Origin of the sequence: Streptomyces sp. NBC_00259 (assembly GCF_036181745.1) — a bacterium.
Lineage (GTDB): Bacteria > Actinomycetota > Actinomycetes > Streptomycetales > Streptomycetaceae > Streptomyces > Streptomyces pratisoli.
The window spans coordinates 3,899,771-3,922,253 of record NZ_CP108080.1 but is presented as its reverse complement, the minus strand read 5'-3'; the positions used below and the strand labels follow the sequence as shown (position 1 = coordinate 3,922,253).

The 22,483-nt window shown below is 68.7% G+C and carries 25 protein-coding genes; 13 read left to right on the top strand and 12 right to left on the bottom strand.

Features of this window, described 5'->3' with window-relative positions:
• Positions 1 to 186: 186 nt before the first annotated feature.
• The 3 genes from dnaB (at position 187) to OG766_RS17610 (ending at position 3,116) form a co-directional block, all read left to right on the top strand.
• Positions 187 to 1,671: a replicative DNA helicase gene (gene dnaB / locus OG766_RS17620; RefSeq protein WP_266380245.1), complete on the top strand. Its 1,485-nt coding sequence runs from the start codon at positions 187 to 189 to the stop codon at positions 1,669 to 1,671.
• A gap of 260 nt (positions 1,672 to 1,931) precedes the next feature.
• Complete coding sequence (locus tag OG766_RS17615) at positions 1,932 to 2,243, top strand: TnsA-like heteromeric transposase endonuclease subunit (protein ID WP_328725739.1); 312 nt, start codon at positions 1,932 to 1,934, stop codon at positions 2,241 to 2,243.
• A 174-nt stretch (positions 2,244 to 2,417) separates the two neighbouring features.
• Positions 2,418 to 3,116, top strand: a complete 699-nt coding sequence (locus OG766_RS17610; protein ID WP_328727490.1) for a helix-turn-helix domain-containing protein — start codon at positions 2,418 to 2,420, stop codon at positions 3,114 to 3,116.
• Here the strand turns inward: OG766_RS17610 and OG766_RS17605 are convergent, their stop codons facing one another.
• Positions 3,117 to 3,791 carry an HdeD family acid-resistance protein gene (locus OG766_RS17605; RefSeq protein WP_266384225.1) on the bottom strand — a complete coding sequence of 225 codons (675 nt, stop codon included), beginning with the start codon at positions 3,789 to 3,791 and terminating at the stop codon, positions 3,117 to 3,119.
• 95 nt (positions 3,792 to 3,886) lie between these two features.
• Positions 3,887 to 5,107 carry an AI-2E family transporter gene (locus OG766_RS17600; RefSeq protein WP_423247062.1) on the bottom strand — a complete coding sequence of 407 codons (1,221 nt, stop codon included), beginning with the start codon at positions 5,105 to 5,107 and terminating at the stop codon, positions 3,887 to 3,889.
• Positions 5,108 to 5,690: 583 nt separating this feature from the next.
• Here OG766_RS17600 and OG766_RS17595 point away from each other — a divergent pair.
• Both OG766_RS17595 and OG766_RS17590 read left to right on the top strand, forming a co-directional pair.
• Positions 5,691 to 6,116, top strand: a complete 426-nt coding sequence (locus OG766_RS17595) for a hypothetical protein (RefSeq protein ID WP_266380240.1) — start codon at positions 5,691 to 5,693, stop codon at positions 6,114 to 6,116.
• Between the two features lie 788 nt (positions 6,117 to 6,904).
• Positions 6,905 to 8,287, top strand: coding sequence for a serine hydrolase domain-containing protein (locus OG766_RS17590; protein ID WP_328725738.1), 1,383 nt, complete (start codon positions 6,905 to 6,907; stop codon positions 8,285 to 8,287).
• Between the two features lie 69 nt (positions 8,288 to 8,356).
• Here OG766_RS17590 and OG766_RS17585 read toward each other — a convergent pair whose 3' ends face one another.
• Both OG766_RS17585 and OG766_RS17580 read right to left on the bottom strand, forming a co-directional pair.
• On the bottom strand, positions 8,357 to 8,809 hold the full coding sequence (locus OG766_RS17585) for a GNAT family N-acetyltransferase (protein WP_328725737.1): 453 nt from the start codon (positions 8,807 to 8,809) through the stop codon (positions 8,357 to 8,359).
• Positions 8,810 to 8,831: 22 nt separating this feature from the next.
• Positions 8,832 to 9,323: a MarR family winged helix-turn-helix transcriptional regulator gene (locus tag OG766_RS17580; protein WP_266380235.1), complete on the bottom strand. Its 492-nt coding sequence runs from the start codon at positions 9,321 to 9,323 to the stop codon at positions 8,832 to 8,834.
• A 185-nt stretch (positions 9,324 to 9,508) separates the two neighbouring features.
• Here OG766_RS17580 and OG766_RS17575 point away from each other — a divergent pair, with 185 nt between their 5' ends.
• Positions 9,509 to 10,726: an MFS transporter gene (locus OG766_RS17575; RefSeq protein ID WP_266380233.1), complete on the top strand. Its 1,218-nt coding sequence runs from the start codon at positions 9,509 to 9,511 to the stop codon at positions 10,724 to 10,726.
• A gap of 74 nt (positions 10,727 to 10,800) precedes the next feature.
• Positions 10,801 to 11,244, top strand: coding sequence for a GlcG/HbpS family heme-binding protein (locus tag OG766_RS17570; RefSeq protein ID WP_266380230.1), 444 nt, complete (start codon positions 10,801 to 10,803; stop codon positions 11,242 to 11,244).
• A 23-nt stretch (positions 11,245 to 11,267) separates the two neighbouring features.
• On the opposite strand, the gene OG766_RS17565 is transcribed toward OG766_RS17570, so the two are convergent.
• Both OG766_RS17565 and OG766_RS17560 read right to left on the bottom strand, forming a co-directional pair.
• Positions 11,268 to 12,122, bottom strand: coding sequence for a GNAT family N-acetyltransferase (locus tag OG766_RS17565; protein ID WP_266380228.1), 855 nt, complete (start codon positions 12,120 to 12,122; stop codon positions 11,268 to 11,270).
• Positions 12,123 to 12,126: 4 nt separating this feature from the next.
• Positions 12,127 to 12,672 carry a DUF2269 domain-containing protein gene (locus OG766_RS17560; RefSeq protein WP_328725736.1) on the bottom strand — a complete coding sequence of 182 codons (546 nt, stop codon included), beginning with the start codon at positions 12,670 to 12,672 and terminating at the stop codon, positions 12,127 to 12,129.
• A gap of 169 nt (positions 12,673 to 12,841) precedes the next feature.
• Between OG766_RS17560 and OG766_RS17555 the strand changes: the two genes are divergently transcribed.
• Positions 12,842 to 13,126, top strand: a complete 285-nt coding sequence (locus tag OG766_RS17555; protein ID WP_266380223.1) for a hypothetical protein — start codon at positions 12,842 to 12,844, stop codon at positions 13,124 to 13,126.
• A 246-nt stretch (positions 13,127 to 13,372) separates the two neighbouring features.
• The gene (locus OG766_RS17550) at positions 13,373 to 15,004 is read left to right on the top strand and encodes a globin domain-containing protein (protein WP_328725735.1); all 1,632 of its coding nucleotides are present in this window, start codon (positions 13,373 to 13,375) and stop codon (positions 15,002 to 15,004) included.
• 11 nt (positions 15,005 to 15,015) lie between these two features.
• On the opposite strand, the gene OG766_RS17545 is transcribed toward OG766_RS17550, so the two are convergent.
• The 5 genes from OG766_RS17545 to OG766_RS17525 all read right to left on the bottom strand — a co-directional run bounded on the left by OG766_RS17545 (position 15,016) and on the right by OG766_RS17525 (position 18,618).
• The gene (locus tag OG766_RS17545; protein ID WP_266380219.1) at positions 15,016 to 15,495 is read right to left on the bottom strand and encodes an NUDIX domain-containing protein; all 480 of its coding nucleotides are present in this window, start codon (positions 15,493 to 15,495) and stop codon (positions 15,016 to 15,018) included.
• Positions 15,496 to 15,557: 62 nt separating this feature from the next.
• Positions 15,558 to 16,454 (bottom strand): LysR family transcriptional regulator, encoded by an 897-nt coding sequence (locus OG766_RS17540; RefSeq protein WP_266380217.1) that lies wholly within the window; start codon positions 16,452 to 16,454, stop codon positions 15,558 to 15,560.
• 163 nt (positions 16,455 to 16,617) lie between these two features.
• Positions 16,618 to 17,742, bottom strand: coding sequence for a cystathionine gamma-lyase (locus tag OG766_RS17535; RefSeq protein ID WP_328725734.1), 1,125 nt, complete (start codon positions 17,740 to 17,742; stop codon positions 16,618 to 16,620).
• Complete coding sequence (locus tag OG766_RS17530) at positions 17,739 to 18,230, bottom strand: low molecular weight protein-tyrosine-phosphatase (RefSeq protein WP_266380213.1); 492 nt, start codon at positions 18,228 to 18,230, stop codon at positions 17,739 to 17,741. The genes OG766_RS17535 and OG766_RS17530 overlap by 4 nt, the downstream gene beginning before the upstream one ends.
• Positions 18,231 to 18,237: 7 nt before the next feature.
• Positions 18,238 to 18,618, bottom strand: a complete 381-nt coding sequence (locus tag OG766_RS17525; RefSeq protein WP_266380210.1) for a phage holin family protein — start codon at positions 18,616 to 18,618, stop codon at positions 18,238 to 18,240.
• 51 nt (positions 18,619 to 18,669) lie between these two features.
• Between OG766_RS17525 and OG766_RS17520 the strand changes: the two genes are divergently transcribed.
• The 4 genes from OG766_RS17520 (at position 18,670) to OG766_RS17505 (ending at position 21,000) form a co-directional block, all read left to right on the top strand.
• Positions 18,670 to 18,987: a cupin domain-containing protein gene (locus tag OG766_RS17520; protein WP_266380207.1), complete on the top strand. Its 318-nt coding sequence runs from the start codon at positions 18,670 to 18,672 to the stop codon at positions 18,985 to 18,987.
• Positions 18,988 to 19,116: 129 nt separating this feature from the next.
• On the top strand, positions 19,117 to 19,338 hold the full coding sequence (locus OG766_RS17515; RefSeq protein ID WP_328727489.1) for a DUF5326 family protein: 222 nt from the start codon (positions 19,117 to 19,119) through the stop codon (positions 19,336 to 19,338).
• A gap of 334 nt (positions 19,339 to 19,672) precedes the next feature.
• A complete protein-coding gene (locus OG766_RS17510; protein WP_266380201.1) occupies positions 19,673 to 20,452 on the top strand; it encodes an IclR family transcriptional regulator in 780 nt (259 codons plus the stop codon).
• A gap of 113 nt (positions 20,453 to 20,565) precedes the next feature.
• Positions 20,566 to 21,000: an SsgA family sporulation/cell division regulator gene (locus tag OG766_RS17505; RefSeq protein WP_266380198.1), complete on the top strand. Its 435-nt coding sequence runs from the start codon at positions 20,566 to 20,568 to the stop codon at positions 20,998 to 21,000.
• A gap of 46 nt (positions 21,001 to 21,046) precedes the next feature.
• Here OG766_RS17505 and OG766_RS17500 read toward each other — a convergent pair whose 3' ends face one another.
• On the bottom strand, positions 21,047 to 22,432 hold the full coding sequence (locus tag OG766_RS17500) for a YibE/F family protein (protein ID WP_328725733.1): 1,386 nt from the start codon (positions 22,430 to 22,432) through the stop codon (positions 21,047 to 21,049).
• Positions 22,433 to 22,483: the final 51 nt, after the last annotated feature.

The window sequence follows — 22,483 nt, the reverse complement described above, 5'->3', positions numbered from 1 at the left end:
CACAGCATCTGGTCCGTCGTCCACATGGCCTGTGGATAACCAGATTGGCTGAAGGTGCCGACGGCCCTACCGTGGACCGGCGCCCGATGTGCCGTGAAGCGGAGTCGGGCCTCTCGTTTTGTCAGTGCCGTGTCGTAAAAAGAGTGCCACGGAGAGGTCCGCGGAGCGGACGGGAGGAGGTGGCCGGTGAGCATTCCCGAGCCCCTGGACGATCCCTGGGCCGACATCGGTCCGGGTGACCGTCTGCCCGTCTCCCGCCCCCGCCGTGGGGAAGGCCGCGGCCGTGGCCGCGAGGAGCAGCACGAGCGCGGCAGGGAAAGCGGCCCCTGGGACGACTCCTCCCCCGGCTTCGAGCGGGTGCCCCCGCAGGACCTCGACGCCGAGCAGTCCGTCCTCGGCGGCATGCTGCTGTCGAAGGACGCCATCGCCGATGTCGTCGAGATCATCAAGGGCCATGACTTCTACCGGCCCGCGCACGAGACCGTCTTCCAGGCGATTCTCGATCTCTATGCCAAGGGCGAGCCCGCCGACCCCATCACGGTGGCCGCCGAGCTGACCAAGCGCGGCGAGATCACCCGCGTCGGCGGTGCCTCGTATCTGCACACGCTCGTCCAGTCGGTCCCCACGGCTGCGAACGCCTCGTACTACGCGGAGATCGTTCACGAGCGCGCCGTGCTGCGCCGCCTCGTGGAGGCCGGTACGCGCATCACGCAGATGGGATACGCGGCGGACGGCGACGTCGACGAGATCGTGAACTCCGCGCAGGCCGAGATCTATGCCGTCACCGAGCAGCGCACCAGCGAGGACTATCTGCCGCTCGGCGACATCATGGAGGGCGCGCTCGACGAGATCGAGGCGATCGGCTCACGCAGCGGAGAGATGACCGGTGTGCCCACCGGGTTCACCGATTTCGACTCGCTCACCAACGGTCTGCATCCCGGCCAGATGATCGTCATCGCGGCCCGTCCCGCGATGGGTAAGTCGACGCTGGCGCTGGACTTCGCCCGCGCCGCCTCGATCAAGAACAACCTGCCGAGCGTCATCTTCTCCCTCGAAATGGGCCGCAACGAGATCGCGATGCGTCTGCTGTCCGCCGAGGCGCGCGTGGCGCTGCACCACATGCGCTCCGGAACGATGACGGACGAGGACTGGACCCGGCTCGCCCGCCGGATGCCCGATGTCTCGCAGGCCCCGCTGTACATCGACGACTCCCCGAACCTGTCGATGATGGAGATCCGTGCGAAGTGCCGCCGGCTCAAGCAGCGGAACGATCTGAAGCTGGTCGTCATCGACTATCTGCAGCTGATGCAGTCCGGCGGCTCCAAGCGTGCCGAGAGCCGCCAGCAGGAGGTCTCGGACATGTCCCGTAACCTCAAGCTGCTCGCCAAGGAGCTCGAGCTCCCGGTGATCGCGCTCTCCCAGCTGAACCGTGGCCCCGAGCAGCGCACCGACAAGAAGCCGATGGTCTCCGACCTCCGTGAATCAGGCTCCATCGAGCAGGACGCCGACATGGTCATTCTGCTGCACCGCGAGGACGCGTACGAGAAGGAGTCACCCCGCGCGGGCGAGGCGGACCTGATCGTGGCCAAGCACCGTAACGGCCCGACGGCGACGATCACCGTCGCCTTCCAGGGCCACTACTCCCGCTTCGTGGACATGGCTCAGACCTGATCCCCGGTCGTGTAGGGTCCCATTTCCCATGTCGTTTTCCGCGCCGTGATGTCGTCGCCATGTCGGATACGACACGGCAGCGGGATTCATGCCTCCAGTCCCGCTAGTTCCACCCTCTGTGTATCGGATCGCCCCGGTCGTCATCAATGCGAACGACCGGGGCATTCCAGCAGCGTCGGCGGTGATCAAGCCGCCCTGAAGGACGTGTGGCTTGGGGGGTCCGATGAGCAGGGCGAATCGCCGGGCCGGTGCAGCTGAGCGTGCGGCGAGCTGACCAGTGTCTGGAGGAGGATCTGGAGTGGGCATCCGTCTCACTCGATCTCCTGCGGAACGCGCAGCCGTGGCGAACGTTCCGCTGGTACAAGGGCCAGAAGCACTACTCCGGGACGTACTGGTCGGCGACGGTAGGCGACCACGTGATCTACGAGTCGCGGCTGGAGCTGGGGCGGCTGCTGTTCGCGGACTTCGATCCGGAGGTCCGGCACATCGTCGCTCAGCCGTTCCTGCTCAAGGCCGAGGTACAGGGCAAGCTGCGGCGGCACATCTGCTGCTCACGGTCGGCGACCCGGTAGTCGTGGATGTCAAACCGCGGCACCGGCTGGAGCGGCCGCAGATCGCCTTCACCTTCGCGTGGACGAAGCAGGCCGTCGAGTCCCGTGGGTGGCACGCGAGCGCTGACCTCGCAACGTGCGCAGGTGATCCCCACCGGGCCGGGGCCGGCCGTCGATGACGATGAGTTGACTGCTGTGGTGCTGACCCGGCTGTCCAAGGAGGAGAGGAAGGACGTCCTGGAGCGCGCTGAGCACGTCCGGGAGATATTGACGGGCTACCGCTCCGGCGCCGAGGAGCTGGCACGGCAGGGCGAGCCCCGGTCTGAATACGCTCCCGGCCGATCGATGGGACAGCGGTATGCGGCCAAGGCGTCCGAACTCGGTGTGACCAAGCGAACGGTGGAGCGCTGGGCACAGGCCTTCCTCGCGAACGGCGAGGCCGGGCTCGTCCCGAAGAGGGCCAAGGCGGAGTGCGGGCTGGCCAACGCCGATCCGCGCTGGGCGGAGGCGGCCGAGGAGGTGCTGGGCGAATACGCGGAGGAGTCCCGTCCCTCCGTGAAGCTGGTGCGGGAGCGGGTGCAGGCCCGTTTGGAGGTGCGTTTCGGGCCGGGAGCGGTGCCGCTGCCCAAGCGGACGGCGGGTTACTGGTGGATGCAGGAGCTTGAGAGGCGTCGGCCAACCTTCCGGCTAAGTACCGAGCGGAACCGGGAGATCGCCGATCGTCCCGACGGTGTCTACGGGAAGCTGCGGCCGACCCGGCCGGGCGACAACGGTGTGGCGGCGGCCCCGCTTAGGCGGGTCGGCGGCGCATCCGTGCGCTGCGGCAGCCGGACAGCGCCGCACACGACCAGGTCCAGGGGCCGCCCAAGCGGGGGCTCGGTGTCTCCGCCGTGATCAGTGCTGGGGGTGCGGTCGGTGGAAAAGGGGCCGCCGCTCGGCACTGCCGCCCGGAGCGAGGCGACCGACTTCGACGCGCATCCTGATGGCCTGGAACACCTCGACCACCCCAAGGACGAGGGCCATGACGCCCACCGCCAGGGTGAGTGCGGCGATCGAGGTGAACGGCGAGACGATCAGCACGATGCCCGCCAGAGTGCTGATGATCCCGTAGAACAGCTGCCAGCCGCGTGCCGGCATGCCCTCGGCGGAGGCCGCCGCAGCCGTCACCATGATGCCGCGCAGCAGCCAGCTGAAGCCGATCCACAGGGCGAGCAGAAAGATCGACTGCAGGGTGCCCCGGAAGCAGATCAGCCCCAGCAGGACGGAGAGCGCACCCGTGAGAAAGTGCAGCACCCGAAGATGCCGGGGGACGTGCGTGCCGAAGGCGGCGGCCAGCTGGAAGACGCCGGTAGCCAGCAGGTAGATGCCGAAGAGTACGCCGACGACCTGCAGCGTCTCCTCGGGCCAGGCGAAAACCACGACGCCCAGGGCGATCGTGGCCAGGCCCATGGTGAGCAGGATCTGCCAGCCCATGTTCGCCAAGGCGCCCAGGCCTTCGGTCAAGGGGGCGTCTTGTGGCTCGGTGCCGCGCGGAGGGCCAGTGCCCGAGGAATCAGAGGGATAAGTCATGCCTGCCTCCTCCTGGAACAACATGGTCGGGCCATACACCTCCATCGTCACCCAACCTGGCCTGTTTCACCTGGCGGAGGCCTTCGCAAGCCCGGTCAGGACCGACCGCGGCGGCGCAGCAGTCCACGCAGCCGCGCCCGCAGCGACGGACCGTCCCGGCGCGGGTATCGCCGGCCGTCCTGTTCCTCCAGGTCATCCGCCACGTCGTACCGCTTCACATACACACCGAAAAACGTCTGCAACGTGGCCACCACCGGAATGGCGATCAGCGTGCCGGCCACACCGAGCAGCGCGGTGCCCGCGATCACGGAGCCGAAGGCCACCGCCGGATGGATGTCCACGGTTTTGGACGTGAGTTTCGGCTGGATCAGGTAGTTCTCGAACTGCTGATAGACCACGACGAAGACCAGCACCCACACCGCGTACCAGGGGTCGACGGCGAACGCGGCCAGCATGGGCACGGCCCCGGCCAGATAGGTGCCGATGACCGGGATGAACTGCGACACCACGCCAACCCACACGGCGAGCGCCAGGGCGTACGGCACGTCCAGCAGTGCCAGCAAGACGAAGTGGGCGACCGCGGAAATCAGGGCCATCAGCCCACGGGAGTAGAGGTATCCGCTCGTTTTGTCGACCGCGATCTCCCAGGCCCGTAGCACCTCGGTTTGCTTGGCCGCAGGCAGCAGCGAGCACAGCGCGCGGCGCAGCCGGGGGCCGTCCACGGCGAAGTAGAAAGCGAACAAGAAGATCGTCAGCAGCCGGAACAGACCGCCCAGCACGGAAGCCGAGAAATCGAACACGCCGCCCGCGCTCTTCTGTACGTATGTCCGCAGCCGGTCGGGGCGCAACAGCCGGCCCTGGATGTCGACCCGCGACAAATCCGTGTGGAACGTCCGGTTGAGCCAGCCGATGACGGAGTCGAAGTACCGCGGGAAGTGCTCGACGATGCCGCTGATCTGGCCCGCCAGGAACGAGCCGAACAGTACGAAGAACCCTGCCAACCCGAGGACCACGGCGAGACACACCAGAAAGGCGGCCAGGCCCCGGCGCATCCCCCGGGCCACCATCCGCCCGATCGGCGGCTCGATTCCCAGCGCCAGGAAAGACGCGATCAGAATGCCGACCAGCAGACCAGTAAGCCTGTGGAAGGCCCAGCTGCCGAGCTGGAAGGCGGCCACCAACGCAAGGGCAAGCACCATGGCACGCGGCAGCCATCGGGGCATCCGGGCGGAATCCCCCGCTTCTGCGGCCTCGGCCCCGGAAGGCGGGGGCCTACCAGCCGGCTGCGGCTCCTGGCCGGGGTCCGGCTGCGTCATCGACGGTCACAGGGGAGACAGAGGGGCGCAACAGCCCACTGGGCTGCCTTGGTTGCACCGAGCGGAGAGGGCCCCGGCCGAGCCGACTGCCTGACCAGATCGGACACGTGCTCGCGGGAGAACACGACGGCCACCAGCGTGCCGTCGTGCCCCGGCTCACGAGTGCGTATGGACGACGAATCCGGCGCAGGCGCGCGGGTGTCCGACCGGCCACAGGCCCACGGTTCACACAGAACAGACAGTTCCGGTGGAATGCCGATACCTTCCGGTCTGTTGACCATCACCCTTCTTGTCTAACCTCTGCCGCGCCCCCGCGCATGTCCGCGGCGCAGCGCTGACCGAGACCGGCGGCGCACAACGGCGCGGTATGGCTGGCAATGCTTGTGAGATCGCGCTGCAGGAGGCTCAGTCCGCCGATCGGGCACCCGGCGGCGAGCCGCCCTGGGCGTGGCGACTACAGCCACGTCCCGCGCTGCCCTGACCCGTCCGCTGCCATGGCGCTGCCACGCGAGTAGCAGTCACCTGCCGGATATGTTCGAATTGATGAAAATCCTCCTCTTAGAGCAATCGGAAGGGTAGGACCATGACGCAGATGACGGACCGCATCACCCAACTGACGGATTGGTCGAAGCACGCACAAGAGCAGGTGGAGAGTGCCATCGCCAAGGACCAGGAGGATCTGGCGGCCGCGATCGAACAGGTTCAGCGGGAGACGGAACAGCGGGCAGAGCAACTCCGCCGTGAGGGAGCCGAGCAGGAGGCCGCTGCCGCTGCGTCACTGGAAGAGGCAAGGAACAAGTGGCAGGAGCACGTAGCGACGGTCAAGAGCCATCTCCGGGAGCGCAAGGGCGAGCTTGACGTGAAGCGTGCCGAGCTCACGGCGGATGATGCGGAGGGGTACGCGTCGTTCGCGATCGACTTCGCTGGCTCCGCGATCCTGGAGGCGGAATACGCTGCACTGGAGGCGGTGCGGGCCCGTACGGAAGCCGAAGCTCTGGCCGGCAGGTAGGAGCAAGGCCGAAGGAACGGCCAATCTCAAACGATGCATCCCGCCGCCCAGGGCTGAGCAGCACCACACCGCCACGACCCAGGACGGCTCGCCACCGGGCGCCTGATCGCGCGCCTGGGTGCCGTCGCCGCCCGCGACCCCGAGCAGGTCCGCTCCGTCCGCCACGGCCACTTGGGCCAGACGATCCCGAACTGCTCGCCGAGCGAGTCGCCCGCGACCTGAAGATCCTGGTGCCGCACCTCACCGGTCGGCCGTAACCGACCTCCCGCGGCCAACCTGGACAGACGGCGCGGTCGGCCCGGACTTCCGTGGCCAGCGCGCATCGCATGCGCGTGACTGGCGGCCACGATCGACGCCTTCCACGCGTCGTGCGATCCGGAGGCTCTGCTCGCCGTCCAGGTTGCCTACTGGCAGGCCCCCGCAGCTGTTCCCGGACAGGGAGCAGCTGCTCTCCACGGATTTGCCGGTGTGCGTCGTGTCCGACACCGACCGGGCCGACCTTCACGCAGCCTCGCCCGCCACGGCCTGATCGAACGGCCCCGCTACGTCGTGACGAGCGAAGACGTTCACCGGAAGCTGCCGACGGGCACAGCGCGGTTGGAGATTCCTCGAGGCGGCACCCTGGGACAGTGCCAGCGGCTGAGAAAAACGACACGAAGACGGGACTGCGCCACCGACACGAGCGCAGAATCGAGCCGTGAAAACGCAGGTCACCCAAACGCCCCGGGATACGGCTCACCGGAACCTCCAGGTCGACCCGAGCCGGACCGGTCCGATAGATCTGGACCATGACCTCACCTTTTGAAGCGCTGCTGCCCAGTACGGAACGTGCCTTGCTGCACCGGGTGGCCACCGCACAGTCCGAGGGCCGCGCTCCGTCCGTGGTCGGCGCGGTGGCCAGGGACGGGCGCCAGGTATGGAGTGGCGCGCGCAGTTGCGTCGAGGGGCACGCGCCCGACGCCGACACCCAGTACCGCATCGGCTCGCTCACCAAGACCTTCACCGCCGTGCTGGTCCTGCGGCTGCGAGACGCAGGGCTGCTGAATCTGGGCGATCCGCTGGAGAAGCACCTCCCCGGTACCGGGGTGGGGGAGGCCAGCATCGCCCAACTCCTGTCCCACAGCGCGGGCTTGGCTGCCGAGAGCCCCGCACCCTGGTGGGAGCGCACGCCGGGCACGCTGCGGCCCGAACTGGGCGATGTGCTCGGTGATGCCCCTCTGCTGCACCCCATGGGCCGTCGTCACCACTACTCCAACACCGGCTACACGCTTCTTGGTTCGCTGATCGAGGCGGTACGCGGAGAGCCCTGGGAGGAGGTGCTGCGGCGCGAGATCCTGGAACCGCTGGGCATGAGCCGTACGAGCACCGGACCCCAGGCTCCCCACGCGGGAGGGTGGGCGGTCCATCCATGGGCCGATGTGATGATGCCCGAACCGGTCGAGGATCTGGGCCTGATGGCCCCGGCCGGGCAGCTCTGGTCGACCGCATCCGACCTCTGCCGGTTCGCCGGCTTTCTCGCCGATGGCGACGACCGTGTGCTGAGTGCTGACTCCGTACAGGAGATGCGTACGCCTGCCGCGCCGGCGGAGGCCGGGGAGTGGGACAGCACGTACGGTCTCGGTCTTCAGATCGTACGGAGGGAAGCACGTACTCTCATCGGCCACACGGGCTCATTGCCGGGGTTCCTCGCCTGTCTGTGGGTGGATGTGGACGAGGGCGTCGCCGCGGTGGTCCTTGCCAATGCGACCTCGGGACCGTCCACCGCTGTGGCCGCCGCTGAGCTCGCACGCATCGTCGCCGAGGCGGAGCCGCGCTTCCCCGAGCCCTGGCGCCCGATGCCGGAGGTGGACGAGGCGCTGCTGGAGCTGACCGGGTCCTGGTACTGGGGCACCTCCGCCTTCGGGCTGAAGCTGGTAGCGGATCGGGCCATGGAGCTGTACCCGCTCTGGGGGAACGGCCGCGGATCGCGGTTCCGCGCGTGCCCCGACGGGACGTGGACCGGGCTCGACGGGTACTACACGGGCGAGACCCTGCGCGTGGTGCGGCGGCCCGATGGTGCGGTGAGCCATCTCGACCTGGGCTCGTTCGTCTTCACGCGGAGCCCGTACGACCCGGCCGCCGCGGTGCCCGGTGGGGTGGACGAAGGCGGCTGGCGCGGTCTGTCCATGTGAGGCACGGTCCCTCAGCCGCGTTTCACGTGAAACACGGCTTCCCTCGGCTCAGGAGGTGAGTTCCCCTCGTCAGAGGGTGCGCTTGAAGCCCACGTGCGACGCCTCGAAGCCGAGACGCTCGTAGAAGCGATGGGCATCGGTGCGCGACACATCGGACGTCAGCTGGACCAACTGGCAGTCCCGGCGCCGGGATTCATCGACCGCCCACTCGATGAGCCGGCCGCCCAGGCCGCCGCCGCGCTCATCGGCGTGGATCCTCACACCCTCGATGACCGCGCGGGTGGCGCCACGCCGGGAGAGCCCGGGGATGACGGTGAGCTGCAGAGTACCGACGATGCGGCCCTCGCGTTCAGCGGCCACCAGATGCTGGTTCGGATCCTCCGCGAGTCGGTCGAACGCCGCGGTGTACGGGGTGAGGTCGTCCGGCGACTCACGTCGGGCGCCCAGCGGGTCGTCGGCGAGCATCGCCACGATCGCGGGGATGTCGGCGGGGGACGCGGGGCGTATCTGCAGATCGTTCATGATCCGCAGCCTAGGCCCGTCCTTACGTGGGCACGCCCGCGGGCGTGGGGATCGAGGCCGCCGGCATCTTCAGTTCCTCGACCGCCTTGACCAGAGGAGCCAGCTCGGGGTTCCTCGCGGCCTCGTCGAGCGCCTCACGCAGCGCACGGTCGTTGGTCGGCCGGGCCTCGGAGAGCAGTTTCAGGCCGTCCTCCGTGACATCCGTGTAGATACCGCGGCGGTCGGTGTCGCAGAGGTAGCGGCTGAGCAGCGCGCGGTCCTCGAGCCGGGTGACGAGCCGGGTCGTGGCGCTCTGGCTGAGCACGACGGCGTCGGCGACCTGCTTCATCTGGAGATGGCCCCCGGGACCGTTGTGCTGGCGGCTGAGGACGTCGAGGAGCGAGTACTCGCGCACGCTCAGATCGTGCTTGGCCTGAAGCGCCCGCTCGATGTGGGCCTCGATCCTGCTGTGCAGCAGGGAGAGCGCGCACCAGCTCTGGGCGAGCGCGGTGAGTGCCGGGTCCATCGCTGTCATCGATCTCTCCTCCGTCCAGGAGCGCCGTGCGGACGCGGTCGGGCGTCCCGTGCAGCGGCACCGGAGTGGCTGGCATCCAGAATAGCCGACCCATGCAATAGCCCGCGTTTGCAATTAACGTCTCCTGCAATTATTGTCGACGCTTGTTAGGCGCAGACGCAATCCGCTAGGAAGGTGCACTCCCCATGCCGCTCGCGCTCCTCGCCCTCGCCATCGGGGCATTCGGTATCGGAACCACCGAGTTCGTGATCATGGGCCTGCTGCCGGAGGTCGCCGGCGACTTCCAGGTCACCATCCCCACCGCCGGCTACCTGGTCACCGGGTACGCCCTGGGGGTCGTCATCGGCGCACCGCTGATGACCGTCCTCGGGACCAAGGTGTCCCGCAAGCGGATGCTGATGGTGCTGATGGGTCTGTTCATCGCCGGCAATGTGCTCTCCGCCGTCGCCCCGGTCTTCGGCGTCATGCTCATGGGCCGTGTGGTGGCCTCGCTCGCGCACGGTGCCTTCTTCGGCATCGGCTCGGTGGTCGCCGCCGACCTGGTCGCCCCGGCGAAGAAGGCCGGTGCGATCGCCATGATGTTCACCGGACTGACCGTCGCGAACGTCGTCGGTGTGCCGATGGGCACGTTCATCGGCCAGAGCATCGGCTGGCGCACCACGTTCCTCGTCGTGGCCGGGCTCGGTGTGCTGGGGCTCGCCGGAGTCGCGAAGCTGGTGCCGGAACAGCCCAGGCCGGAAGGCGTACGGCTGCGCCATGAGCTCGCCGCGTTCCGCAATGTCCAGGTTCTGCTGGCCATGGCGATGACCGTGCTCGGCTTCGGCGGCGTCTTCGCCGCGATCACCTACATCACGCCGATGATGACCGAGGTCGCCGGTTTCGCCGACTCCTCCGTCACCTGGCTGCTCGTTCTCTTCGGCCTGGGCATGGTCGGCGGCAATCTGGCCGGCGGGAAGTTCGCGGACCGTTCCCTGATGCCGCTGCTGTACGTCTCGCTCGGCGCCCTCGCCCTGGTACTGGCGCTGTTCACGTTCACCGCCCACAACAAGGTCGCGGCAGCCGTCTCGATCGTGCTGGTCGGCGCGCTGGGCTTCGCCACCGTGCCGCCGTTGCAGAAGCGGGTCCTCGACCAGGCTTCCGGTGCCCCGACGCTGGCATCGGCCGTCAACATCGGCGCCTTCAACCTCGGTAACGCGCTCGCCGCATGGCTCGGCGGCATCGTCATCACGGCCGGCTTCGGACTCACGGCCCCGAACTGGGTCGGCGCGGTTCTCGCCGCCTCGGCGCTCGTGCTGGCGGTGCTGTCCAGCGCGCTGGAGCGTCGCGACCTCCGCCGCGACAGCCGGATCGTCGCCGCCTCGGCGGTGGCGGAGCCGGCCTCGGCCGCCGGGGTCCGGCACTGACCCCTAGGCACCCAGGGAACCCCTGCACGCCCAAGAACCCCTGCACGCCCAGGAAACGCACCAAGGAGATCACTATGACCACCACCGCCACCACTGCTGCCGGTACCGCCGTCGCCCCGCTGACCATCCAGGACGCCGAGGCCCTCGTGGCGGCGGCCCGCCAGGCCGCTGAAGCCGCGGGCGTGACCGTCGCGATCACCGTTCTCGATGCGGGCGGCCATCTGCTGGCCTTCCGCCGCGACGACCGGGCCGTGCTCATCGCGGGCGAGACCAGCACGCGGAAGGCCTATACCGCGCTTCAGCTGAACGCCCCCACGGCGGATCTCGTCGACGCGGTCCAGCCGGGCGGTCTCTTCCACACCCTCCCCACCGCCCTGGACCGCCCGCTCCTCTTCATCGCCGGGGGAGTCCCGGTCCACCGCGAGGGTCGCCTGATCGGTGCGATCGGCGTCGGCGGGGGCGCGCCGGAGCAGGACCACGGCTTTGCGGCGGCGGCGCTGGGAGCCCTCGACAACTGACCCTGCGGCAAGGCCTCCTCGACTCAGGCCGCGGCGACCGTCAGGGGCGCGAAGCGGCGGGTCCAGTCACCGGGGAGAGCGGGCGCGCCGTGCATCATCACGGCGTTGAAGGCGATCGGCTCCAAGCCGTTCGCCTTCAGCCATGCGAGCAGTTCCTCGTGGCGCACGTCGATGTCCGTACGCAGCGGGCGGTCCGTCTGCGCGGCGAGCGAGGCGATCAGGGACTTGGCCGTGTCCGTGTCGCGGGCGATCAAGGGGCCGACGACATGGGTCTCCATGTTCGGCCAGACGGCCGCAAAGCCGGTGAGAGCACCGTCGGCCTCCGCGACCCTCAACTGGTCGGCGAAGGCCGGGAGCCGCGTGATGATGTGCGTACGGTCCAGGCCGAAGACCTCGGCGTCGAGGCGCAGGATCGCGGGCAGGTCCTCCGCGGTCGCCGGCCGGGTGGTGGCCCGGGGCGCCGGACCGGAGGGGCGGAAGCGGCCCCTGACCATCTCGGCGCGGCCGACATGGCTGAAGCCCAGCTCTTCGTAAAGCGGTTGTCCGTACGGCGTGGCATGCAGGGTGAGCGGAGTGGCACCCGCCTCGGCGAGTACGTGCTTCATCAGGCGCCGCCCGACCCCCTGTCGGGCGTATCGCTCGGCCACGAGCACCATGCCGATCGCGGAGAGCCCCGGACCGTACGAGGTCACCACGCACCCTGCGACCAGCCCCTTGCCGGCCGGATCGTCGATGCCGTAGCCCCTTCCCGCCGCGAGCAGGAGGCCCCATTTATGCTCCTCGCGCGGCCAGCCGCGGTCCTCGGACAGATCGGCGCAGGAGCTCAGGTCTGCAGTGGTCAGACGCCGGACGGGGAGCTCGGTGAGCGGTGTTGACATGAGGTCAGGCTGTCGGACGCAGTGATCGTTCGTCCACCGTTTTCGACGAAGTGGCCAAGACCCGCAGCCGTCGTCCGCGACGGGTCATCCCCCATGGCTTGAGGACCGAGATCGCGGTCATGAAGAGGTACGTGGACAGCGAGACGATCGGAGCGGCCAGCAGGCCGGACGTGTCCGCCACCCCGATCCCCGCGGCGGCCAGATCGGCGGCTGCGTTCACCTCGGGCCGGAGCGAGAACGCCGTGAGCCCGGTCGTGACCAGCGTGAGCCAGAACTTGGTCCAGACCCAGCGGTAGCGGGCAAGGCCCCAGGGCGTACCCAGGGAGAGGACCAGACCGCTGGCGAGGGTGAGCAGAGCGACAGGGATCATCAGCCAGTTCGCGAAGACGGCCATCGAGCGGTACGAGGCCTCGGCGACGGCCGGGGATCCGGAGGCGACCGCGGCGACACTCAGCCCGAGCAGACCGAGCGAGAGCCCCAGCCAACCCGCGGACGCGGAGACATGGACGACGAGGATGGCCCGCCGAGCGGGACGTTTGAGTGGTTTCACGTGAAACACGGTGCCGGGCAGCCGGCCCTCTTCGCGTCTGACAGCGGGAGTAACCACGTGTACTGGTCTCGGCGTACATGACGGGCCCGATTTCTTCACCGAGAGTTCTCCGCATGGGGCCTGCGCACCATCCCCGGTTGATGTAGATCCCGATTCCGTTGCCGCGGCAGTGAACATCACGAACCGGCTCTGTGTGGAGTTCGGGATGAGGGCCGGACATCGCATCCTCGACAGTGATGCGATGTCCGATGCGCAGATCTTCGTCGCGATGACCGTTGCGGTGGCGGTGAATGCGGACCATCATCTGTCCGGGCTCGCCGCACACACCTGGACGGGGAGCGATCTGCCGGAAGCCTACAACTGGGGCGATTTCAACGTGAGTTTCGGGTACGGGGCATACCACCGGGACCCGAGTCCTGGCCGCGCATACGGACATGAGGGCAATGCAGCCTAACGGGAAAGCGGGTACGGATACCCGGACTTTCCGCTCTTTGTCCGCTGCCGAGGGGCAACCTGGCATGCTGCGACGAAGAGCGCTGCGGGCAACGTCACAATCCGGTCCCACTCGTCCCGAACCTCAAATCGCGCGAAGGCTAATGTGGGCGGGCAGGAGTCCTGAGGCAGAGCGGGGAATTGAGGCACGTTCCGGACCAGCGGAAGTGCGCAGACCGACCGAGAGATGTTCGAGGCGAGGCACACAATGGACGCTCCGACCACCACGTCGGCCGACAACGGCACCTCCGACGAGAACGGTGCGACCGGCGGGGGAGGCTGGTTCAGCCCCCGAAAGCGGACTGCCGCGGGCCGACCGGCCCCTGCGGCCGAGGGCAGTGCCCCAGCGGGCACCGGCACGTCCGGCGAGGGACGAATAACCACCCCTAGCCGGCCCGTTGCCTCCATACGTCCCGTAGGCACCGGCGCGGACCGGGCATCCGCCACGCCGCCCCGCGGAGCCACCGTTCCCCAGGCCCGCACCGCCCCTGAGGCCCCCGCGGCACCGGCGGCGCCGTACGGGGCCACAGCGCCGCACGAGGCGCCGTCCCCGCAGGCAATGCACTCCCCACAGGCAACGCACTCGCCGTACGGCGGGCATTCTCCGTACGGAGCCCCTGCCCCTTCCTCCTACGAGACCGCCGCCGCCCCGCAGTACGAGCACCCCGCTCCCGCCGGCGAGGCGGCAGGGTCCGCCGCCGGTCCGTTCGCCGGCGTCTCCGACGACAACGCGTCACCCGACGCGATCCTCATCCGTCGGACGATGACCGAGATCGCCCCCGTCGCCGACAAGGTCACCTCGTACTTCTACGCGCTGCTCTTCGTCCGCCACCCCGATCTCCGGCCCCTCTTCCCCGCCGCCATGGACACCCAGCGCGACCGCCTTCTCAAGGCGCTGCTCACCGCCGCCGAGCACATGGACAACACCGCCGTGCTCGTCGAATACCTCCAGCACCTGGGCCGCGGCCATCGCAAGTACGGCACCCAGCCCGCGCACTATCCGGCCGTGGGCGAGGCCCTCATCGGTGCGCTGACCCGGTACGCCACGACGACCTGGGACGAGGAGACCGAGGCCGCGTGGGTCCGTACGTACACGACGATCTCCCAGATCATGATCGACTCCGCTGCGGAGAACGAGCGGCACGCGCCGGCCTGGTGGCACGCGGAGGTGGTCTCGCACGACCTCAGAACCCCGGACATCGCGGTCGTCACCGTGCGCCCGGACCAGCCCTACCCCTTCCTGGCCGGGCAGTACACGAGCCTGGAGACCCCCTGGTGGCCGCGGATCTGGCGGCACTACTCCTTCGCGGGCGCACCGCGCTCCGACGGGCTGCTCTCGTTCCACGTCAAGGCCGTCCCCGCGGGCTGGGTCTCCAATGCGCTGGTCCACCACGCCCGCCCTGGCGACGTACTGCGGCTGGGCCCGCCCGCCGGATCGATGGTGGTCGACCACACCACCGACAACGGTCTGCTGTGCCTGGGCGGCGGGACCGGCATCGCCCCGATCAAGGCCCTGGTCGAGGATGTCGCCGAGCACGGTGAGCGTCGGCCGGTGGAGGTGTTCTACGGGGCACGCAGCAACCACGACCTCTATGACATCGACACGATGCTGCGGCTCCAGCAGAGCCATCCATGGCTCCAGGTGCGGCCCGTCGTGGACGGCAGGGCACAGTTGCCCGACGCGGTGCGGGAGTACGGGCCGTGGAACGAGTACGACGCGTATCTCTCCGGCCCGGTCGGGATGATCCGCAGCGGAGTGGACGCGCTCAGGGGCGTCGGCATCCCGTTCGAGCGGATCCGCCACGACTCCCTCGAAGAGCTCGTGGCGGCCGCCGACTAGACGCGACGCGATCAGCCCAGATCGGGAGCGTGCATCGCCCGTACGCCCTCGATGTTGCCGTCCAAGTAGTGCCGCAGGGACAGCGGGACGAGATGGACGGCGGCGATCCCGACGCGGCTGAAGGGCACCCGGACGATCTCGTACTCGCCGCAAGGGTCCTCCACCTCCGGGCCGTGGCGCAGCGACGCGTCCATGGCCGCCAGGCGGCAGACGAAGAAGTGCTGCACCTTCACGCCCGAGACACCGCCGTCCACGATGTGCTCCACGGTGTCGACGAAACAGGGCACCACATCGACGATCTTGGCGCCCAGCTCCTCGTCGACCTCACGGTGGAGGGCTTCGACGACGGTCGCGTCGTCGGGTTCGACCCCGCCGCCCGGAGTGACCCAGTACGGATCCACGCCCGGCTTCGTTCGCTTGATCAGGACGAGATCGTCGCCGTCGAGCAGGATGGCGCGTGCGGTGCGCTTGACCACTGGCCGTTCGGTCATGGTCAGAGAGTGGCCCACGACACCCGTTCTGAAACTCCTGTCCACCCTGCGGTCGCCTGTCGTCACCAGTCGGCCGCGGCGCGCAACAGTCCCTCGTGCGCCCGCGCGATGTGCGGGAGTGCGAGCGTGCCGGTACGGACGACGAGGAAGTAGGTGCGCAGCGGCGGTACAGGAGGGTCGAGCAGCGCCACGACCTCCCCGCTCTCCAGGGCGCTCCGGCACAGATAGCGCGGCAGCACGGCCAGCCCAGCGCCGGATGCCGCGCACTCCAGCACCGCCCGCAGATCGGGGGCGATGACGGTGCCGGCGGCGGGCGGCCGGCTGTCGAAGACCGCGGCCCAGTACCGGGAGACGAACGGCAGGGACTCGTGGACCTCGACCACCGGCAACTGCTCCAGCACGACCGCGCCCTTGTGCAGCAGCACCCCGGAACCGAGCCGGGTCGCCCAGCGCGGTGAGGCGACCAGGACGTGCTCCTCGTCGCAGAGAGGGGTGGAGCCGAGCAGTCCGCCGCGCGGGCGGGCCGTGGCGATGGCCAGGTCATGGTGTCCGGCCGCAAGCCCCTCCAGGGCCTCCTGGGCGTTCCCCACGAACGATGCCCGCAGCGCCAGGCCCTGGGAGATCAACGGGGTCAGCGCGGGCAGCGCCCGTAAGGAGGTGAACTCGGGCGGCCCGGCGAGATGGAGTGTGCGGACGCCCGACTCCTCGTCCAGCCCCGCTTCCGCGATCTCGACGAGGGCGTCCAGGTGCGGGGCGGCCCGGTGGGCGAGCTCGTCGCCGAAGGTCGTGGGGGTGACACCGCGCGCCTGACGCAGGAAGAGCGGCCGGTCCAGCTGTCGCTCCAGAGTCCGGATCTGGCTGGTCACCGCGGGCTGGGAGAGACCGAGCAGCGCCGCGGCGCGGGTGAAGGAACCAGCTCGGTGCACGGTGACGAATGTGCGCAACAGGGCCAGATCCATCGTCCAACTATAAATAAGTCGATAGGTCGGTGTCGCCTGTGTGATTGGACACTGACGCAGAGTCAACTAGCCTTGTGCGAGCGGTAATCCGCCGGCGATACCGGGGCGGTCCGAGCCACGAGGGGGGAGGCTCGGACCGTCCCATTGCCGTGCGGTCGTCCGGTCATCCGGCCGCCGCGTCCAGCGCCCGGAGCACGTCCGCCACCAGATCGTCCGGGTCCTCCGCGCCGGCGGAGAAGCGGATGAAGCCCTCCGCCACGGCGTCGCCGCCCCATCGGCCCCGGCGCTCGGCGCTGGAGCGGACACTGCCGAAGCTGGTCGCGTCGTCGACGAGACGTACCTCGGCCAGGAATCGCTCGGCGTGCGCGCGGTCGGGCAACTCGAAGGACACCACCGCCCCGAAGCGGCGCATCTGGGCCACGGCGAGCTTGTGCGAGGGGTCCTCGGGCAGACCCGGGTACCGCAGCCCGGTGACCTCGGCGCGTCCCGCCAGCGCCCGTGCGAGGGCGAGGGCGTTCGCGCACTGGCGGTCGGAGCGCAACTGCAGCGTGGCCAGCGAGCGGTGCGCCAGCCAGGCCTCCATCGGGCCGGGGATCGCGCCGACGACCTTGCGCCACTTCCGTACCCGCTCGGCGAGCGCGGCGTCCCGGCACACCACATAGCCGAGCAGCAGATCGCCGTGCCCGGTCAGCCCCTTGGTGCCGCTGGCCACGGCGAAGTCCGCGCCCAGGTCCAGCGGCCGCTGGCCGAGCGGGGTCGCCAGGGTGTTGTCGACGGCGACCAGGGCGCCGCCCGCGTGCGCGGCGTCCGCGAGCCGTCGTACGTCGCACACATCGAGCCCCGGGTTGGACGGCGTCTCGATCCACAGCAGCTTCGCCCCGTCGAGCACGGCCAGCTGCGCATCGCCCCCGGTCGGCGCGGTCCGCACCGCGACTCCGTACTCCTCCAGCTGCTGCCGGACCAGCGGCAGGGCCTGATAGCCGTCGTCGGGGAGGACGACGACGTCGCCCGCCCGGACCTGGGACAGCAGGACGGCCGAGACGGCGGCCATCCCGGAGGCGAAGACCACGGTCTCCACCCCGTCGCCGCCCGGCGCCTCCAGCTCCCCGATGGCCTGCTCCAGCAGGGTCCAGGTCGGGTTGGAGTCGCGTCCGTAGGTGTACGGGCCGGTCGGCTCGCCGGGCAGGTGGTAGTGCGCCGCGAAGACGGGTCCCGGCAGCGTCGGTTCGTACTTCCGCGCCTCGGGCAGCCCGGCCCGTACGGCCCTCGTTCCTTCGCCCATGGTCATGCCGCTTGCTCCTCAACAACCTTGCGTACGGCGGCGAGCAGTCCCTCGCTCGCCGCCTCCACCATTTCCAGGCACTCCTCGAAGCCGTCCATGCCGCCGTAATACGGGTCCGGGGCGTCGAGTTCGGCACCGGCGGCCGGGTCGTACGAACGCAGCAGCCGCACCTTCGCGGCGTCCGCGTCCGTCGGCGCCAGCCGCCGCAGCTCGCGCAGATGTCCCTGGTCGAGTGCTATCACCAGGTCCAGCCCGGCGAACCAGGAGACGCGGAACTGCCGCGCGACATGGCCGGACTCGTAGCCGTTCGCCCGCAGGACGGTGACCGTACGGGGGTCGGCGCCGTCGCCCTCGTGCCAGCCTCCCGTACCCGCGCTGTCCACCTCGACGAGGCCGCCGAGCCCGGCTTCCTCGACCCGGGCCCGGAATACGGACTCGGCCATCGGCGAACGGCAGATGTTCCCGGTGCAGACGAAACAGACGGAGAAGGACATCCGGTGCTCAGTCCTTGCTGTCGGGGAGCACGATGTTCAGCGCCCACGACACGATCGAGATGATCAGACCACCGAGCACCGCCGTCCAGAAGCCGTCGACGTGGAAGTCCAGATCCAGTACGCCGGCGAGCCACGAGGTCAGCATCAGCATCAGGGCGTTGACCACCAGCGTGATCAGCCCGAGCGTGAGGATGAACAGTGGCAGCGTCAGCAGCTTCACGACCGGCTTCACCAGGAAGTTCACCAGGCCGAAGAGCAACGCCACGATGATCAGCGTCACGGTCTTCTTCCCGGTGTCGTCACCGGTGAGCGTGATGTCCTGGAGCAGCCAGATCGCCACGAGCAGTGCCGCGGCGTTGGCGATCGTCTTGACTACAAAATTCTTCATGTGTCTGATCGTGGCAGACATGATCGGACCAATGGCAGGGGCGGACGCACGATGAAAGCATTCCGACTGGACGATCTGGAGGCGGAGCGCGTCGTCAACGACGGCGCATATCTGCAGTTCCTGCGCGAGCGGAACATGTCGGTCGGGCTGTACGCACTGGACGCCGGCGCGCTCGACCCGCAGCAGCCGCACGGCCAGGACGAGGTCTACTTCATCGTCAGCGGCCGGGCCTCGATCACCGTCGGCATGGAGACGACCCAGGTGGCGCGGGGCAGCGTCGTCTACGTCCCCGCCGGAGCGCCCCACAAGTTCCACCACATCACCGAGGACCTGCGGGTGCTGGTGATCTTCTCTCCGCCGGAGAGCTGACCCGTCGGCCCGGGTTTCCCTAGGGGACGGCTCAGGGGTCTTCAAGGGACGCCGACGCCCCGCAGACTGCACTCGCACCTCTAGCATCGAAACCAGGACAACTCACAGAATCGAGGTAGGACGATGGCGGTGCAGGAGATATTGCGGGGGATGCCCTGGTGGGTGAAGTGGGTCGCCATCCCCTTGATCGCCATTGTCGTCTTCGGCGGCATGATCGCGAGTTTCATCGGCATTCTGGTCTGGCTGCTCTTCAAGGTCCTGCTCTTCGTGGCGATCGTCGGTGGGCTGATCTACGTCGTACGGAAGTTCATGACCACGTCGTCGTCCTCGTCCGACAAGAGCGACTGGTAGGCATCCGCGCCGACAGGCATACGAGCCGGTAGAGATACGAAAGGTTCGTACGCCTGTTACCTCGCGCGGGGGAATGGCGCAGGTGATGCCCGCGGCCGGTCGGAGGCTGCCATTAGAGTGGCAAGCCTCTGCCGCCCCTGAGAGGCCCGGGTCGACGATCGCTGTTGAACAGCGGTTTGTACGACAGGGGTTTGTACGACTTCCTGGGAAGTTCCCGACGTTGATCTCAGGAGCACCTCGGATCATCAGGGAGCACGGCGAGCGCGCGGGGGCGGCCTCCGCGCGCGGGCGGACCGCCCGTCACCATGCCTGGGGGTGACCTTTGGCCACGGCCATGGCTACCAGTTCCGCGCCCACCTCGACCGCTCCACCCACTCTGATCGGCTCGGTCCAACGGGCCTTGAGACTCCTGGAGGCCGTGGCCTCCCACACCGACGGAGCCCCCGCCAAGCAGCTCGCCCGTGAGGCGGGACTGCCCCTTCCCACCGCCTACCACCTGCTGCGGACCCTCGTGCACGAGGGCTATCTCCGGCGTGAGCGGGGCGTGTTCGTCTTCGGCGAGGCAGCGGTGCGTCTCGCGATGAGCAAGGCGATGCAGAATCGTCGCACCAAGATCGAGGAATCCCTGGCGCACTGGCGCGACGCGATCGGCGTACCCGTCTATTTCGCCGTCTACCAGGAGGACGAGATCGAACTCGTCGCCGTCGCCGACACCCCGTACGCACCCGCTGTCGACGAATGGGCCGACTTCCGGGAGACGGGGCACGCGCACGCACTCGGTCAGTGTCTGCTGGGCCAGCTCGACGAACGGGCCAGAAAAGATCATCTCTACCGCCACCCCGTCGAAAGGATCACTCCTCATACGGTGCGCGACCGGGGGACTTTGCTGGAACGGCTCGGCGGTATGAGCCGGATGCAACCGGTGATCGAGCGACAGGAATATGCCCTGGGAACGGTCTGCGCGGCTATTCCGATCACGGTCGGAAGCACGGCCGCCGCCATGGCGATTTCCCTCCCGCTCCAGCAGGAAGATCGATTGCTTCCCGCAGTCGAACAACTACGCAGTGGTATCGGACGTCTGCTCAGTCCGTTCGCGTTCTCTATCAGTATCTGAAAAATTACTCCTTGTGATCTCATGGTGACGTACAGCACCATGTCGTCACGAGGGCCATGGGGGATCATTCCTGGCCGTTTTCACGAGTGCTTCATCCACTGCGGGGTAACACGATGCGCGAGTCGGTTCAGGCCGAGGTCCTGATGAGCTTCCTGGTCTCCGAGGAGCTCTCCTTCCGGATCCCTGTGGAGCTCACGTACGAGACGAGAGATCCCTATGCGGTGCGGATGACCTTTCACCTGCCCGGCGACGCGCCTGTGACCTGGGCGTTCGGCCGTGAGCTGCTGCTCGACGGGATCAACGGGCCCAGTGGCGACGGTGATGTGCACATCGCGCCGACGGAGCCCGAAGGGCTGTCCGACGTCCACATCCGGCTTCAGGTCGGCCTCGACCGGGCGCTGTTCCGGGCCGGCGCCGCGCCCCTCGTGGCATTCCTGGACCGGACCGACAAGCTGGTCCCGCTGGGGCAGGAGCGCACGCTCGGCGACTTCGAGGACAACCTGGAGGCCGCCCTGGGGCGCATTCTGGCCGAGGAGGCCGCCGGCTGACGGCAGCCGAACGCCGCCCTGCACAGGGCCGGTTCGGTGAGGGGCGCTACTTCGCGCGCCGACGGCGGCCCTTGCCCCGTACCGCCCCGGTCATCGCGCCCGTCACGGTGCCCCCCGGCCGGTCGGCGGAGACGACCAGCGCCGCGAGCGCCGTGGTCACCGGTACCGAGGCGACCAGGCCGATCGAACCGATCAGGGTCCGGACGATCTCCTCGGCCACCAGCTCGCTGGTCGCGACCGTGCCCACACTCGACTCCGCGATCGAGAACAGCAGGAGCAGGGGCAACGAAGCGCCCGCATAGGCGAGTACGAGCGTGTTGACGACCGAGGCGATGTGGTCCCGGCCGATCCGGATCCCCGCCTTGTACAGACCTCGTGGCCCCATCCCCGGATCCGCCTGGTGCAGCTCCCAGACCGCAGAGGTCTGGGTCACCGTCACATCGTCCAGCACACCGAGCGAGCCGATGATGACGCCCGCCAGGAGCAGACCGGACATGTCGATGTTCGGAAAAAGGCCGTGAATCAGTCCGGTGTTGTCATCGGTGTTCCCGGAGAGCGACGCCCAGCCGATGAAGAGCGAGCCGAGCAGCCCGATCAGCAGCAGCGAGATGAGCGTGCCGAGCACCGCGACCGAGGTACGGGCGGTCAGACCGTGGCACATGTACAACGCCATCAGCATGATCGCGCTCGCCCCGACCACGGCGACGACCAGCGGATTCGAGCCCTGCAGAATCGCCGGCAGGATGAACAGGGTCAGTACGGCGAAGCTCAGCGCGAGCGCGATCAGCGCCATCACCCCGCGCATCCGCCCCACGAGGACCACGACGAGCGCGAAGATCCCGGCGAGCAGCGCCATCGGGAACTCGCGGTTCACATCGCTCACGGAGTACTGCAGATCGCGCGGGGCGTCGGGTGCGTACGCGACGACCACTTCCTGGCCCTGCTTCAGCTGGCGTGACGCGTCCGGCTGGACGACCTCGACGAACGTACGGCCCTTGTCCTTACCGGTGGTGACCTCGACGGTCGCCTTCTTGCACGCCTCCTGCCGGGAGTTGACCGCTGCACCCCCTTCGGGTGTCGAGGTTTCGCCGGTCGGCGGGACCTGTCCCGCGTTCACGTCCTTGCAGTCGACCTGCTCGACCCTGACCACCCGGGCCTCTTCGGTCTGCCGGTCGAAGCCGACACCGGTGCGCTCGTGCGCCGGCGCGCCGCCGGGCCAGAGGGCGACCAGGCCGACCACCACCGCCGCGGCGAACGGAATCAGTACCGCGGCGATGACCCGCCGCAGATGCCGTGAGACGGGCGCGGCAGGTGTGTGCCCGTGACCGTGCGCGTGGACAGGGGGGTGGTCAGGGGCGTGGCCAGGGGCGTGGTCGACCTCCGGACCGTCCGTTCGGCGATCGGGTTGGGGCGTCTGCTGGGAGGAAGTCACCGACAGATCATCGCAAGAACGGAAGGGGTCCACTGTTCAGCACGCCCGACG